At 69.2% G+C, this 15950-nt stretch carries 11 protein-coding genes; 4 read left to right on the top strand and 7 right to left on the bottom strand.

The window, feature by feature from the left end; translation table 11 throughout:
- Nucleotides 1-26 precede the first annotated feature (26 nt).
- The 7 genes from AC1DJH_RS27675 to AC1DJH_RS27705 all read right to left on the bottom strand — a co-directional run bounded on the left by AC1DJH_RS27675 (nt 27) and on the right by AC1DJH_RS27705 (nt 5756).
- Nucleotides 27-1007: a 2-hydroxyacid dehydrogenase gene (locus tag AC1DJH_RS27675; protein ID WP_472118291.1), complete on the bottom strand. Its 981-nt coding sequence runs from the start codon at nt 1005-1007 to the stop codon at nt 27-29.
- Nucleotides 1008-1012: 5 nt separating this feature from the next.
- On the bottom strand, nt 1013-1966 hold the full coding sequence (locus AC1DJH_RS27680) for a sugar kinase (protein WP_472118294.1): 954 nt from the start codon (nt 1964-1966) through the stop codon (nt 1013-1015).
- A 23-nt stretch (nt 1967-1989) separates the two neighbouring features.
- On the bottom strand, nt 1990-2739 hold the full coding sequence (locus tag AC1DJH_RS27685; RefSeq protein ID WP_472118297.1) for a sugar phosphate isomerase/epimerase family protein: 750 nt from the start codon (nt 2737-2739) through the stop codon (nt 1990-1992).
- Nucleotides 2739-3494 (bottom strand): amino acid ABC transporter ATP-binding protein, encoded by a 756-nt coding sequence (locus tag AC1DJH_RS27690; RefSeq protein ID WP_472118300.1) that lies wholly within the window; start codon nt 3492-3494, stop codon nt 2739-2741. Before AC1DJH_RS27690 ends, AC1DJH_RS27685 begins: the two co-directional genes overlap by 1 nt.
- 47 nt (nt 3495-3541) lie before the next feature.
- Nucleotides 3542-4339, bottom strand: a complete 798-nt coding sequence (locus AC1DJH_RS27695; protein ID WP_472118303.1) for a transporter substrate-binding domain-containing protein — start codon at nt 4337-4339, stop codon at nt 3542-3544.
- 67 nt (nt 4340-4406) lie between these two features.
- Nucleotides 4407-5060 carry an amino acid ABC transporter permease gene (locus tag AC1DJH_RS27700; RefSeq protein WP_435485813.1) on the bottom strand — a complete coding sequence of 218 codons (654 nt, stop codon included), beginning with the start codon at nt 5058-5060 and terminating at the stop codon, nt 4407-4409.
- A 24-nt stretch (nt 5061-5084) separates the two neighbouring features.
- A complete protein-coding gene (locus AC1DJH_RS27705; protein WP_435440165.1) occupies nt 5085-5756 on the bottom strand; it encodes an amino acid ABC transporter permease in 672 nt (223 codons plus the stop codon).
- Nucleotides 5757-6198: 442 nt separating this feature from the next.
- Between AC1DJH_RS27705 and AC1DJH_RS27710 the strand changes: the two genes are divergently transcribed.
- Genes AC1DJH_RS27710 through AC1DJH_RS27725 form a run of 4 tightly spaced genes read left to right on the top strand, consistent with a single transcriptional unit; the run spans nt 6199 to nt 15945 of the window.
- The gene (locus tag AC1DJH_RS27710; RefSeq protein WP_472118306.1) at nt 6199-7758 is read left to right on the top strand and encodes a TolC family protein; all 1560 of its coding nucleotides are present in this window, start codon (nt 6199-6201) and stop codon (nt 7756-7758) included.
- Nucleotides 7755-8552, top strand: a complete 798-nt coding sequence (locus AC1DJH_RS27715) for an efflux RND transporter periplasmic adaptor subunit (RefSeq protein WP_472118309.1) — start codon at nt 7755-7757, stop codon at nt 8550-8552. Before AC1DJH_RS27710 ends, AC1DJH_RS27715 begins: the two co-directional genes overlap by 4 nt.
- Before the next feature lie 53 nt (nt 8553-8605).
- Nucleotides 8606-14557, top strand: a complete 5952-nt coding sequence (locus AC1DJH_RS27720; RefSeq protein WP_478187894.1) for an Ig-like domain-containing protein — start codon at nt 8606-8608, stop codon at nt 14555-14557.
- Nucleotides 14554-15945 (top strand): efflux RND transporter periplasmic adaptor subunit, encoded by a 1392-nt coding sequence (locus tag AC1DJH_RS27725; RefSeq protein ID WP_472118315.1) that lies wholly within the window; start codon nt 14554-14556, stop codon nt 15943-15945. Before AC1DJH_RS27720 ends, AC1DJH_RS27725 begins: the two co-directional genes overlap by 4 nt.
- Nucleotides 15946-15950: the final 5 nt, after the last annotated feature.

The raw sequence follows: 15950 nt of genomic DNA on the forward strand, positions 1-15950 counted from the left end.
GGGGAGGGAGAAAAGCCTGGCACCGGTCATGCGCTCGCCGTGTCGTACGGCGCTGTCGGCTTCTCGCCAGCCAGCACCTGCAGCAGATTCGTCGTGGCCAGCTCGGCCATCGCATGGCGCGTCTCGTGCGTGGCCGAGCCGATGTGCGGCAGCGGCGTCACGCGCGGGTGCGTGCGCAGTGGCGAGTCGGCCGGCAGCGGCTCCTTGGCGAACACGTCGAGCCCGGCGGCGCGCAGCGTGCCGTGGTCGAGCGCGTGCAGCAGCGCCTCTTCGTTCACCGTGGCACCACGGCCGCCATTGATGAACGAAGCACCCGGCTTCATGCGCGCGAAGAAGCCGGCGTCGATCATGCCGCGCGTCGCGTCGGTCAGCGGCAGCATCGCCAGCACGATGTCGGCACGCGCCAGCAGGTCGTCCAGCGGCGTGTGGGTGGCGCGGCCTTGCAGCTCGGGCGCCTGCGCGGCCAGGTCGACCGCGCGGCGCGAGTGGTAGAGCACCGGCATGCCGAAGCCCAGGGCGGCGCGGCGCGCCACGGCCTGGCCGATGCGCCCGAAGCCGAGGATGCCCAGCGTCTTGCCGTGCACGTCGGTGCCGAACAGTTCTTCACCAATGTTTTTCGTCCAGCGGCCTTCGCGCACCAGGTTCGACAGCTCCACCACGCGGCGCTGCGTGGCCATGAGGATGGCGAACACCGTGTCGGCCACCGTCTCGGTGAGCACGTCGGGCGTGTGGCACAGCACGATGCCGCGCGTGTGCAGCTCGGCCAGTGCGTAGTTGTCGACGCCGACCGACACGCTGGAAATCACCTGCAGCTGCGGCGCCGCGTCGAGCAGCGCGGTGTCGACGTTGTAGCTCGAGCCGATGAGCCCGTTCGCGGTGCGCAGCGCCGCGGCAAAGGCCTCGGGCTCCTTGCGCGGATCGGCCACGGTGACGTGGTGCGCGGCCTGCAGGCGGGCCAGCTGGTCGTCGGGCAGCGCCCGGAACACGAGCACGTTCTTTGGCGTCATGGTTTTCAAAGCCCCGCTTCTTCGAGTTGCGCCCGCGTCGGCAGGCCTTCGGTATCGCCCAGCACCTGCACGGCGCGCGCGCCGATCCAGGCGCCGCGACGCACGGCGTCGGGCACGCTCCTGCCTTCGAGCAGGGCGCTCACCACGCCGGCCGCGAAGCCGTCGCCCGCGCCCACGGTGTCGATCACTTCCTTTACCGGGAAGCCCGCGACATGGCCGGTGCCGGCCACGTCGCTGTCGTAGTAGGCGCCCGCGGCGCCGAGCTTCACGACCACCAGCTTCGCGCCGCGCTCGCGGTAGAACCTGGCCACGTCCTCGGGCTTGTCGTGGCCCGTGAGCAGCAGGCCCTCTTCGATGCCGGGCAGCACCCAGTCGGCGCGCGAGGCGAGCTCGTTGACCCAGTGGCGCATGGTCTCGGTGGACGACCACAGCGTGGGGCGCAGGTTGGTGTCGAAGGAGATGGTGCGGCCGGCCGCGCGCATCACGTCCATGGTCTTCAGCGCGGCCTGCAGGCTGGTGTCGGAGATGGCGGCGAACACGCCGGTGGCGTGCAAGTGGCGCGCGCAGCGCAGCCAGGCCTCGTCGACGTCGCCCGGGCCCATCTGGCTCGCGGCCGAGCCCTTGCGGTGGTATTCGATCGGCGGGTCGCTGCCGTCGGTGACGCGGCCCTTGAACTGGAAGCCGGTGCGCTGCGCCGCGTCGGTGATCACGTGCGAGCAGTCGATGCCTTCGGCGCGCATCGCGCCCAGCAGCGCGCGGCCCATGGAGTCGGTGCCCAGGCGGCTGGCCCAGCCCACCTTCAGGCCCAGGCGCGACAGGCCGATGGCCACGTTGGTCTCGGCGCCGGCGGTGCGCTTGAAGAACGACTCGGCGTTTTCCAGCGGGCCGGGGCGGTCGGCCACGAGCAGCAGCATGGCCTCGCCGAACAGGGCGACGTCGAAGGCGGTAGGTTCTGTCATGTTGTTGTCGATTTCCTTGCGATCTACAACGGCGCGCGCGCCGCGCGGATGAAGTCGATCTGTGCGCGGGTCACGGCCAGCAGGTCGTCGCCCACGAGCGGGTATTCGATGGCATGCGGCACGTCGGCCGGCAGCGCGCGCAGCACGGCGCGCCACGGCGCGACCGAGTCGCCCAGCGGCACCGCCACCCACTTGTGCGGCAGCCGCTGCGCGCCCTTGCAGTGCACGTAGCGCACGCGGTGGCCCAGCGCCTGCGCGGCCTGCAGCGGGCACTCGCCCACCCAGTGCCAGTTGCCCATGTCGAAGGTCATGCCCAGCGACACGCCGGCACGGTCGGCCACGTCGAAGAAGGTCTGCAGCGCGGCCAGCGTGCCGGCACGCACGGTCTGGTCGTTCTCGATGACGAGTTCGACGCGCGTCTCGGCCAGCTGCACCTTCAGGCCCCACAGCGAGCCGTGCGACGACGCCTGGAAGTCGCCGATGGACATCTTCAGCCGCTTCGCACCCACGCGCGTGGCGGCATCGATGCCGCGCTTGAGCGCGGCGCTGTCGAGCCAGCCACCTTCGGCCCACAGGCCTTCGGGGCTGGAGTACACGGACGCGAGCCCGTTCAGCGCGGGCAGTTCCGCCTCGGCGTCGCGCAGCATCTCGCCGCGCACTTCCACCGAATCGGCGCCGGCCGCGCGGGCCAGCTGTGAGCACCAGAGCTGGCCGTGGCGGCCCACCTCGGCCGCACCGAAGGACGACAGAGAAATCAGGACCTCGAAGGACATCAGTGGCCTTGGTGCGAGCTGAGGATCTGGCCGAGGAACTGGCGCGTGCGCTCGTCCTTGGGGTTGCCGAAGAATTCTTCGGGCGGCGCCTGCTCGACGATCTTGCCTTCGGCCATGAAGATCACGCGGTCGGCCACGCTGCGGGCAAAGCCCATTTCGTGCGTCACGCACAGCATGGTCATGCCGTCTTCGGCCAGGCCAATCATGGTGTCGAGCACTTCCTTGACCATCTCGGGGTCGAGTGCCGACGTGGGCTCGTCGAACAGCATGATCTTGGGCGTCATGCACAGCGCGCGCGCAATGGCCACGCGCTGCTGCTGGCCGCCCGAGAGCTGGCTGGGGTACTTGCCGGCCTGCTCGGGAATGCGCACACGGGTGAGGTACTTCATGGCCACCTCCTCCGCTTGCGCCTTGGTCATGCCGCGCGAGCGCATCGGCGCGAGCGTGCAGTTTTCCAGGATGGTCAGGTGCGGGAACAGGTTGAACTGCTGGAACACCATGCCCACTTCGGCGCGCACCGCGTCCACGTTCTTGCCACCGGCCGTGAGGTCGATGCCGTCGACCACGATGCGGCCCTTCTGCACCGTCTCCAGCCGGTTGATGCAGCGGATGAGCGTGGACTTGCCCGAGCCCGAAGGCCCGCAGATCACGATGCGCTCGCCCTGGCGCACCGACAGGTCGATGCCGGTCAACACCTGGAATTCACCGTACCACTTGTTGACCGCTTCCATGCGGATGATCGATTCCGTCGTCATGCCAGGGTTTCCTTGCTGCTGCTTGCTGTGCTTGCTTGCCAGTGGGCTTACTGCATCTTGGGCAGGTCGGCCTGCAGCCACTTTTGATACAGCTTGTTGAGCTCGCCGTTGGCGGTGTTCTTCTGCACGAAGTCGTTCACGGCCTTGGTGAGTTCTTCCTGGCCGGGGCGCATCGCGATGCCCATCGACTGCTGCACCAGCGTGAACTTGTTCTCGAAGGTGTTGGCAGGCACGCGCTTGGCGATCTGCGCGGCCACGGTCACCGAGCAGCCGATGGCGTCGACCTGGCCCGAGATGAGCGCCTGCATGGCCGAGGCGTCGTCGTCGAAGCGGCGGATCTCGGTGCCTTCGGGTGCGGCCTTGGTCACGGCCACGTCCTGCGTGGACGCACGGGCCACGCCCACGCGCAGGCCCTTCAGGTCGCCGGCCGCCTTGATGGGGGTCTTGGTGGCGCCGTACAGCACGATGGTGGCGGCCGCGTAAGGCGTGGAGAACTGCACCTGCTTCGAACGCTCGGGCGTGATGGCCAGCGAAGCGACCAGCAGGTCGACCTTGTTGGTCAGCAGGAAGGGAATGCGGTTGGGGCCGGTCACCGGCACGATGTTGGCCTTGACGCCCCAGTCCTTGGCCAGCAGCTTGGCCACGTCGGCGTCGTAGCCGTCGGGCTGGTTCTTGGCGTCGGTGGTGCCGTAGGGCGGAAAGTCGACCAGCATGCCGATGGTGATCTCGCCCTTCTTCTTGATGTCGGCCACGCTTTGCGCCGAGGCGAAGGGTGCGAACACGGTCAGGGCGGCGCCCAGGCCGAGGGCTGCGAGCGCTGCGCGGCGGGTGGTGGTACGGGTCATTGGATATGTCTCCTGAAGAAAGGAAGGAACAACGAGAAAGAAAAAAGCGAAAGCGAAAAAAGGGACTTCAGCGCGCCAGTGCACGGGCGCGCTTGCGCTCCATGCGCGCGGCCAGCAGCGACAGCGGCCAGCAGATCGCGAAGTAGATCGCCGCCACCACCGAGAACACGATGAGCGGCTGGAAGGTGGCGTTGTTGACGATCTGCCCGGCGCGCGTGACCTCCACGAAGCCGATGATGGCCGCGAGCGACGTGCCCTTGATGATCTGCACCACATAGCCCACCGTGGGCGCCAGCGCAATCTTGAAGGCCTGCGGCAGCACCACGTCGCGCATGCGCGCGCTGTACTTGAGGCTGAGCGCCTCGGCCGCTTCCCACTGGCCGCGCGGAATGGCCTCGATGCAGCCGCGCCAGATTTCCCCGAGGAAGGCGGCGCTGTTCAGGATGAGCGCCACGCCGGCCGCCACCCACGGGTTGATGTCCAGCCCCAGCACCGGCGCGCCGAAGAACACCAGGAACAGCTGCAGCAGCAGCGGCGTGCCCTGGAAGATCTGGATGAAGGTGGTGGACACGCCGCGCGCCCAGCGCGACTCCGACGTGCGCATCAGCGCAATGGCGAGCCCCAGGATCGCGCCGCCCACGAAGGCGATGGCCGACAGCGCCAGCGTCCACTTGGCCGCTTCGAGGATGAAAAGGAATTCGGGAAAGCCGAAGGTACGCATGGTGTGGTCTCCGTCCGTCGTCTGTTACCGGCGGTCCGGATAGTTGAGCGTGCGCTTGTAGATCAGCTTGAACATGCCCGAGAAGGCCAGCGCCAGCGCCAGGTAGATGCCCGCGACCACGATGTAGATCTCGAAGCTGCGGAAGGTCTGCGACTGCAGGTTGGCGGCCACCGAGGTCAGGTCGTCGGCCGAGATGACCGACACCACGGCCGAGCTCAGCATCAGCAGGATGAACTGGCTGGTGAGCGCCGGGTAGATGGCCTTCAGCGCGGGCTTGATGATGATGAAGCGAAAGATTTCCCACGGCTTGAGGTTGAGCGCGCGGCCCGCCTCGATCTGCCCCTTGGGAATCGACTCGATGCCCGCACGGATGATTTCCGTGGCGTAGGCGCCCAGGTTCACCACCATGGCCACCAGCGCGGCCGTCTGCGGCGACCAGCGCAGCCCGATGGCCGGCAGCGCGAAGAAGAAGAAGAACAGCTGCACGAGGAACGGCGTGTTGCGGATCACCTCGATGTAGGCATTGATGACGAAGCGCAGCCAGCCCGGCCCCGAGGTCTTGCCCCAGGCGCAGAAGATGGCGACCAGCAGGCCCAGCACCGTGGCGATGAGCGACAGCTGGACCGTGATCCACGTGCCCTTCAGCAGCAGCGGCCAGGCGGCGAAGACGGCGTCGAATTGAAACTGGTAGTTCATGGTGGGCGAGTGCCGCAGGGGCGCCGGGTGTGCGCGTGCATGCCTCGAAAGCAATGCTTGCAGCTTATATGAAACCGGTTTCAGGCCGACCTAGGGATTCCCCTAGGTGGTCGTTTTGTCCCAATGGAAAACGACGCCATGGGCTTGCACTGCTCCGGCCTGCGAATCGAATCCATCTCGAGTTCAGAGAATTCGACAAAACGTTGCTTGTGTAATCAGGGTTAACAAAATTACACTCAGAAACAAACAGTTGCTCGATCGCGTTTCGCACCGAACAGCGTCTTCCACTGTCTCGGACGGCTTCGCTCGAAACGGTCTGTGCATGGCGAGGCTGAATTCATCGGCAGAGGGGCGCCTCCAGCGCGCCGACCAGGCACCCCGGACCTGTCGTCGACAGCGCGACCGAGGCGCGAGTCCGAGAGAGAGAACCGAAAGCCCGTCAATGCACACCCCTCAAGAACATCGATTCATTCCCCGTCGTCGCGCCGCCGCGAAAGCAGCCGTGCTCGGCGCCGCCGCGCTGCTGGGCCTGAGCGGCTGCGCGTCGTTCAGCGTGGACACCGCCCAGCTGTCGACGCCGGAAATCCGTGCCACCCTGGCGCAGGACAAGGTTGCGCTGCAGCGCGACATCGAGCCGCTGGCCGGACCGCTGACACTGGACGGCGCCATCGCCCGCGCCATCAAGTACAACGCCGACCGCCGCTACCGTGCGATGGAAGAAGCCGTTGCCATCGGCACCTTCGAGGTCGGCAAGTTCGACATGCTGCCCAAGCTGATCGCTTCGGCCGGCTACCGCGAACGCAACAACGACCTGATCACCCGCAGCGTCGATTCCGTCACCGGCCTGCCGTCGCTGGCCAATCCGTATATTTCGTCGAGCCGCGAGGCCGCCACGGCTGAAATCGGCCTGTCGTGGAGCCTGCTCGACTTCGGCCAGAGCTACTACGCCGCGCGCCAGAACGCCGACCGCGTGCTGATCGCCGGCGAACGCCGCCGCAAGGCGCTGCACAACCTGATCCTGGACGTGCGCACCGCCTATTGGCGGGTGGCCGCCGCGCAGAAGCTGATGCCCTTGCTGCGCACGACCATCGCCGATTCGGAACAGGCGCTCAAGGACGCGCGCAAGGCCGAGGACGACCGCATCCGCTCGCCGCTGGAGCCGCTGCGCTACCAGCGCCAGCTGCTGGAGAACCTGCGCCTGCTGGAGACCATCGAGCAGGAACTGTCCACGGCGCGCGTCGAGCTGGCGACCCTGACCGCCCTGCCGCTCGCCACGCCCTACACCGTGGTCGAGCCGGCCAGCGAAGTGAACACCGTCTGGCTGCAGCAACCGCTGGACCGGCTGGAAGCGGTGGCGCTGCTGCGCAACCCCGACCTGCGCGAAGGCATGTACAACGCCCGCATCGCCCAGCAGGAAACGCGGCGTGCGCTGCTCAAGCTGTTTCCGGGCCTGTCGTTCAACTACGGCTTCAAGCACAGCAACGACGACTTCCTGATCCACCAGAACTGGAACGAGGTCGGCGCGCAGATCTCGTTCAACCTGCTGGGCCTGCTGTCGGCGCCCGCGCAGATGCGCCTGGCAGACACCGGCGTGGCGCTGGCCGACCAGCGCCGCATGGCGATGCAGATGGCCGTGCTCACCCAGCTGCACATCGCCCGCCTGCAGTACGCCAACACCGCCCGCCAGTACGAACGCTCCGACGCCATCGCGCAGGTCGACGGCCGCATCGCCCAGCATGTGGCCAACCAGGCCGATGCGCAGAAGCAGTCGGTGCTGGACCGCATTTCGCAGCAGAGCACCTCGGTGCTGTCGCAGCTGCGCCGCTACCAGGCGCTGTCGAACGCCCAGGCGGCGGCCTCGCGGCTGCAGGCCACGCTGGGCATGGAGCCGTCGGTCGACGCCTCCTCCACCATCCCGCTGGCCGCCCTGACCGACGCGGTCGGCCAATCGCTGCAGACCTGGAACAAGGGCGAGTTGCCGCCCGCCGAGGAAGCACGGTGAGGCCGTCCGTGCGCAACGCGCGCCTGTGCGGCGCGCTGGCCTGTGCGCTGTTGACGCTGGTGACGCTGCCGACGGGCGTGCAGGCGGCAACGCCGCTGCCGGCGCCCGGCTCGGCGCTGGAAACACGCGAGGTGCGGGCCCAGCTGGCGCCGCGCCGCTACACGACGCTGGCCGCCGAGATCGGCGCCAAGATCAACCGCCTGCCGCTGCCCGAGGGCGCCGCCTTCAAGCAGGGGCAGATGCTGGTGCAGTTCGACTGCCTGCTGCAGCAGGCCCAGCTCGCCAAGGCCGAGGCCGCGCTGATGGCGGCCAACACAGCCTGGCGCGGCAACCAGAAGCTGTCCGACCTGAATTCGGTGGGCAAGGTCGAACTCGACGTGTCGAAGGCCGAAACGCTCAAGGCGCAGGCCGAGGTGTCGGCCAACCGCGCGCTGATCGGCAAGTGCCAGATCGTCGCCCCGTTCTCCGGGCGCATCGCCGAGCAGAAGGCGCGCGAGCAACAGTACGTGCAGCCGGGCCAGCCCCTGCTGGAGATCATCGACGACAGCCAGCTGGAGCTGGAGTTCATCGTTCCGTCCCGCTGGCTCGCATGGGTGCGTACCGGCACCGCGTTCGAAGTCAACATCGACGAAACCGGCAGGACCTACCCGGCCAAGGTGCAGCGCATCGCGGCCCGCGTCGATCCGGTGAGCCAGTCGGTCAAGCTGAGCGCGGTCATCGATGGCCGCTTCAGCGAGCTGGCCGCCGGCATGAGCGGCAAGGTCCTGATGGCGCCGCCGCCGACGCCGCGCTGACCTCTTTTCCACCCGTCCAGCGCAACCGCCGCGCCTCTTCAGGGAAGCCTGCCATGAACCCGACAATCTCCCCCCTGCGCCTGCCCGCCGGCGCCCTCGGCAGCCGCCGCCCGCTGTATGCGGCGTCGCAGCTGCTCGCGCTGGAACAGCGCTTCATGTTCGACGGCGCCGTGGCCGACGCCGCCCATGCCGCGCAAGCCGCCCACGACAGCGCGCCGCCGCCGGTGCCGCCGGCCGTGGAAGTGCGCGCCGCCGAGCCGGCGAAGGACCAGGGCAAGAAGGAGGTGGTGCTGGTCGACACCTCGCTGGCGAACTACAAGAGCCTGGAAGCGGGCGTGCGCGACGGCGTCGGCATCGTCGAGTTCGACGGCAGCCGCGACGGCCTGGCGCAGATCGCGCAATGGGCGGCCAACCAGAACGGGCTGGACGCGATCCACATCCTGTCGCACGGCTCGCAGGGCGTGGTCAATCTCGGCACCACGCAGCTGACCGAGTCCTCGCTGTCATCGGCCGCCACGCAGGGCGAACTGGCCGAACTCGGGCGCGCGCTCACGGCCGACGGCGACCTGCTGCTGTACGGCTGCGACGTGGCCGCGGGCAGCGGCGGCGCGAAGTTGCTGGACGGCATCGCCAAGGCCACCGGCGCCGACGTCGCGGCCTCGACCGACTTGACCGGTGCGGCCCGGCTGGGTGGCAACTGGACGCTGGAGGCGCACGACGGCACCATCGACGCGCGCGAGTTGGCGCTGGCACAGTACGACGGCGTGCTGACGGTGGTCCATATCAGCGACGCCGACCTGCCAGGCAATTACTACTACAACACCACGGTGGTCCGGAACATCAACGGAAAGGATGTCAGCTTCACCGGTCCCAACCTGCTGCACACCGGCGACGATGTGCTTAATCCCGCTGGCGCCGACCTGATCGGCAGCGACCTGACCATCTCCGTCGCCAGCGGTGCCGCCTTCAGCCTGGCATCGATGAAGATGGACAACTACCTTCCCGTCCATTTTGCGCTGACCTATGCCAACGGCACCAGCACCAGCTTCGACCTGCCCGCCAATGGTGGTTTGGAGCTGGTCAACGCCTTCGGCAAGTCGATGGCCAACCTGACCAAGATCGTCATAACCTCCAACGACTACGTCGGCCTGCAGGATTTCGACATCACCGTCAATCCGGGACCGGCCAGCACGGTCAACTCGGCCGCGCTGTCGACCGACACCGGCACCAGCGGCACCGACTTCATCACCAACACCGCGGCACAGACCATCAGCGGCACGCTGTCGGCCAACCTCGGCAGCGGCGAAAAGGTGCAGGTGTCCTACGACAACGGCGGCACATGGAGCGACGCCACCAGCTACCTGGTCGGAACCAACACGTGGAGCACCAACACCACGCTGGCCGGCAACGGCATTTTCATCGCGCGCGTCACCAACGGTGTTGCCGCCAGCACAGCCTACTTGCACTCCTACACGCTGGACACCACGGCGCCAACCACCAGCTTCAGCGGCATCGCGCTGTCGGCCGACACCGGCTCCAGCAGCTCCGACTTCATCACCAAGACCGCGCCCCAGACCATCACCGCCACGCTCAGCGGCGCACCGGCCGGCACCGACATCGTCTACGGTTCGCTCGACGGTGGCAACACCTGGGCCAACATCACGAGCAAGGTGAGCGGCACCACGCTGAGCTGGAACGGCGCGACGCTCGGGGCTGGTAGCAACGCCATCATGTTCAAGGTCACCGATGCCGCCGGCAACGACAGCCCGCTGAGCTTCCAGAACTACACGCTCGACACCACCGCGCCCACCAAGAGCGTGGCCACGGCCGCGTTCTCCAGCGACAGCGGCACCTCCCCGACCGACTTCAACACCAACGTGGCGGCGCAAACCATCAGCGGCACCTTGTCGGCCAACCTGGCCAGCGGCGAGCGCGTCTACGTGTCGCTCGACAACGGCAGCACCTGGAGCGCCGCCACCGCCACGGTCGGCCAGAACACATGGTCGCTGGCCGGGCGCACCCTCACCGCCAGCAGCACGCTGAAGGTCAAGGTCAGCGACACCGCCGGCAACGACGGCGCCGTGCTGTCGCAGGCCTACGTCTACGACACCGCCGCCCCGACGATCACCGTCACCGGCCTGGCACTGTCGGCCGACACCGGCAGCAGCGGCACGGACTTCATCACCAGGACCGCAGCCCAGACCATCGGCGCGACGCTGAGCGGCGCGCTGGCCGGCGGCGACATCCTGTACGGCTCGCTCGACAACGGCGCCACCTGGACCGACATCACCAGCAAGGTCAGCGGCACCGCGCTGTTGTGGAACGGCGTCACGCTGGCCGGCAGCAACACGCTGCAGTTGAAGGTGGTGGATGCCGCCGGCAACCAGGGCACCGCGCGCAGCCAGGCCTACGCGCTCGACACCAGCGCCCCGGCCACGCCCGGCACGCCGGATCTGGCCACGGCCAGCGACACCGGCGCGCTCAACAACGACAACATCACCACCGACTCCACGCCGACGCTGAGCGGCACGGCCGAGAACGGCAGCACCGTCACGCTGTTCGACGGCGCCACGCTGCTCGGCACCGTCGTGGCCGGCGCCGGCGGCTGGAGCTACACCACCGGCGCGCTTGGCGACGGCAGCCACACCCTCACGGCCGTGTCCACCGACGCCGCCGGGAACGCCTCGGCTGCATCCGCCGGACTGACCATCACCATCGACACCACCAAGCCCACCGTCGGTTCGGTCGCGGTGCCGGCCAACGGCACCTACTACAGCGGTGGCATGCTGGACTTCACGGTCAACTTCAGCGAAGCCGTCATCGTCGACACCTCCGGCGGCACGCCGCGCATTGCCCTCGTGGTCGGCGCCACCACGCGCTACGCCGACTATGTGTCCGGCTCGGGCAGCAGCGCGCTGGTGTTCCGCTACACAGTGCCGAACGGTGACGCGGACGCCAACGGCATCACCATCGGCGCGCTGTCGGCCAACGGCGGCAGTCTGCAGGACCGCGCAGGCAACAACGCCACGATCACCCTCAACAGCGTCGGCAGCACGGCCGGCGTCAACGTCGACGGTACGAACCCCAGCATCACCAGCGTCAGCGCAAGCACTGCCGACGGCGCCTACGGCAGCGGCCAGACCATCACCATCACGGTCGGTTTCTCCAGCGCGGTCACCGTCGACACCACGGGCGGCACGCCGACACTGGCACTCGATGGCGGCGGCAGCGCCACCTACACCGGCGGCTCGGGCACCGGCACGCTGACCTTCAGCTACACCGTGGGCGCCGGCCAGAACAGCGCCGACCTCGACTACAGCTCGTCCAGCGCACTGTCGCTCAACGGCGCCACGATCATCGATGCCGGCGGCGCCCATCAGGCCGCCGCGGTCACGCTGGCCACGCCGGGCACGGCCGGCTCGCTGGGCGCCAACAAGGACATCGTGATCGACACCGCCGCGCCGACCAACACCGCGGCCGGCGCCGCCTTCTCGGCCGACACCGGCAGCTCCGGCAGCGACTTCATCACCAGGACGGCGGCCCAAACCATCAGCGGCACGCTGGTTTCCAACCTGGCGGCCGGCGAGAACGTCTACGTCTCTCTCGACAACGGCGCCACCTGGGCCCTGGCCGCCGCCACGACCGGCTCCAACACCTGGTCGCTGGCCGGCCAGACACTGACCGGCAGCGGCACGCTCAAGGTGCGCGTCAGCGACAGCGCGGGCAACAACGGCGCCGCCTATTCGCAGGCCTATGTGCTCGACACCACGGCGCCGACCACCTCCTTCAGCGGCGTTGCGCTGTCGGCCGACACCGGCAGTTCCAGCACCGACTTCGTCACCAACACCGCGGCCCAGACCATCACCGCCACGCTCAGCGCGGCACCGGCGGCCGGCGACGTCGTGTACGGCTCGCTGGACAACGGCGCCACCTGGACCGACATCACCAGCAAGGTGAGCGGCACCACGCTGACCTGGAACGGCGTCACGCTGGCCGCCAGCGACACGCTGAGGCTGCGCGTCACGGATGCTGCCGGCAACAACGGCGCGAGCACGAGCCAAGCCTATGTGCTCGACACCACCGCGCCCACCACCAGCGTGGCCAGCGCCGTCTTCTCCAACGACACCGGCGCCTCCCTCACCGACTTCATCACCAGGACCGCGGCGCAGACTGTCAGCGGCACCCTTTCAGCCAACCTGGCGGCTGGTGAAACCGTGCTGGTCTCGCTCGACAACGGCGCCACCTGGACTGCGGCCAGCATCGCCGTCGGTAGCAACGCCTGGTCGCTGGCCGGCCAGACGCTGACCGCCAGCAACACCCTGCAGGTCAAGGTTGTCGATGTTGCCGGCAACGATGGCACCGTGATCTCGCAGGCCTATGTGTACGACACGGCGGCCACGGTGCCGAGCGTAGCCCCGCTGACGGCCATGAGCACCTCGCCCGTGCTCACCGGCAGCGTCACGCTGGCGGCCGGCGAGACCCTGACTGTCACCGTGGGCGGCGCCACCTACGACGTCACGCCGGTGGCCGGCGCCTGGAGCCTGGACCTGGCCACCGCCGTGCCGGTCAGCGGCACGCTGACCCTGGCGTTGAACCAGCGCTACGAGGTGGTGGCGACAGTCACCGATCTCGCGGGCAACGTCGCGAACGACACGACGGCCGGCGAGCTGGTGCTGGGCACGGTGCCCGCCACCACGGTCACGGGCGCATCGTTTTCCGCCGACCACGGCGCCAGCGGCTCCGACTTCGTGACCAACGCCGCCGGCCAGACGGTCAGCGGCAGCCTCTCCGCCGCGCTCGCGGCCGGTGAGTCGGTCGAGGTGTCGCTCGACGGCGGCAGCACCTGGCGCACGGCCGTGGCCGGCGTCGGCGCGACGCAATGGTCGATGGCTGCCACGCTGTCGGGCAGCGGCACCCTGGCGGTGCGCGTGGCCAATGCGCTCGGCGGCGGCACGTCGTACCGGCAAGCCTATGTGCTCGACACGACGGCACCCGCCAGCGCGGCCGAAGGCATCGTGCGAACCGGCGGCGGCGCCGTGCAGGGCAGCCTGTCGGTGCCGCTCGGCGTGGACGAGACCCTGTTCGCCTCGCGCGACGGCGGACAGAACTGGTTCGCCGTGGCGGTGGCCGCCGACCGCACGTCGTGGTCGCTCGCGGGGGCCGGCGACGGCACCCTGCAATTGAGGGTTACCGACCTGGCGGGCAACACCGGGCCGCTGCGCGAGGTGCCGGCGGCTACGTTGCCAACCCCCACACCGACACCGACACCGACACCGACACCGACTCCAACGCCCGTCGTTGTGACGCCCGCCTTCCAGACGCCACCGACGCCGACGCCGCAACCCTGGCTGCCGGCGCCCGCCGCGGACATCCCCCCGATGCGCGTGCCCGTGTTCGCGGAAGACACCAGCGTGGCCGGTGGATGGCAGTTGGACGCGCTGCAGCCCGATGCCGTCCTGCGCGGCGGACTCGCCGAGTTGCTGGCCGTCATGCCGGGACGCGACGCAGCCGAGTCCCTGGGCGCGGGCGATCGTGCCGGCCGTGGCAGCGTGCTGCTGGCCGGCGTGCCGATCAACGACCTCGCCGTGCGCGGCGGCGAGCCGATCTCGCTGCAACTGTCCAGCGACACCTTCGCCCAAGGCGACGAAAAAACCAGGCTCGAACTGCGTGCGCTCATGGTGGACGGCAAGGCCTTGCCGGGCTGGCTCAAGTTCGACGCCCGCACCGCGCGCTTCGAAGGCACGCCGCCCATTGCCTTCGAGGGAACGCTGACCTTCAAGGTGGTGGCGCGCGACGCGCACGGCCGCGAGGCGGTGCAGGTCTTCAAGATCACCGTGACCAAGGACGCGGGCGTCAAGGGTGCGAGCGCCGGTTGGCAGCTCGACCTTGCGGAACCGGCCGGCCGCGCCAGCCTGAGCGACCAGCTGCGCGCCGCGCGCGGCGGCGCCACCGATCGCCTGGCGGCGCTGTCGCACAGCGCGGCAGCGGCGAGACTGCGGACATGAGCCCTGGCGCGCCCGCCAATCCGCTGCTCACGCTGCTCGAGCTGGCCCGGCGCGCGCGCGCCGCGGCCAGCGCCAACGAGTTGGCCTTCCTGGCCGTCAACGACACCCGCGTGCTGGCGCCGTACCGCCAGGCCGCGCTGTGGTTCGGCGCGGGCGGCGTCCACACGCTGTCCGGCGTGGTGGCGGTCGAAGCCAACGCCCCCTATGCGCAATGGATCGACAGGCTGTGCCGAACGCTCGCCGCGCAGCACGACACCGGCGGCGCGCTGGCGGTCGACCCCGCGCAGCTGCCGCGCGACGTCGGCGCCGCCTGGAACGAATGGCTGCCCGCCTTCGCCACGTGGGTGCCGCTGCGCGGCCTGCACCGGCGCGAGGACGCGCAAGCCGGCGCGGTGGCGGACCCCGCAGGTCTGCTGCTGGCGGGCGACGCACCCTTGCCGCCCGAACAGTTGGCCGTGCTCGACGAATGGATGGACACCTGGCAGCACGCCTGGCGCGCCACGCATCGGCGTTCCGCATGGTCCGTGGCCGCGCTGCCCGCACGGCTGCGCGGCTGGTGGAACGTCGGCGCCCAAGGCAAGCGGTGGCGCCGGCGGCTCGCCGTGGGGTTGGTGCTGCTGGCCGTGCTGTGCCTGCCGGTTCGCCTCACTGTGCTGGCGCCCGGCGAACTGGTGCCGGCCAACCCGGCCACCATCCGCGCCCCGCTGGACGGCGTGATCGCGGACTTCGCGGTCCGTCCGAACCAGATGGTGGCCGCCGGCGCGCCGCTGTTCTCCTTCGACCAGGCACCGATCGACAGCCGCCTGAGCGTGGCGCGCGAAGCGCTGGGCACCGCCGAGGCCGAATACCGGCAGGCGGCGCAGATGGTGCTCAACGACCCGCGCGCCAAGCCGCAGCTGGCGACGCTGCTCGGCAAGATCGCCGAGAAGAAGGCCCAGTCGGGCTTTCTCGAAGGCCAGGCCCAGCGCTCGCGCGTGCTGGCGCCGCAGGCGGGCATCGTGTTGTTCGACGATCCGTCGGAGTGGATCGGCCGCCCGGTGCAGACCGGCGAACGCATCATGCAGGTGGCCTCGGCCACCGATGTCGAGATCGAGGCCTGGGTCCCGCTGGGCGACGCCATTCCGCTGGCCGACAACGCGCCGCTGCACCTGTACCTGGCGGCGTCGCCGCTGTCGCCGGTGTCGGGCACGCTGCGCTACATGAGCCACCGCGCCACCGCCCGCCCCGACGGCAGCTACGCCTACCGCGTGCGCGCCAGGCTCGACGCCCCCGTCGACCAGCGCATCGGCCTCAAGGGCACGGCCAAGCTGGCCGGTGAACGGGTCCCGCTGATCTACTGGATGCTGCGGCGCCCGCTGGCCAGCATTCGCCAGTTCCTTGCCGTGTAGGGCCG

The sequence above is a fragment of the Variovorax sp. 10N412 genome (genome assembly GCF_056394985.1).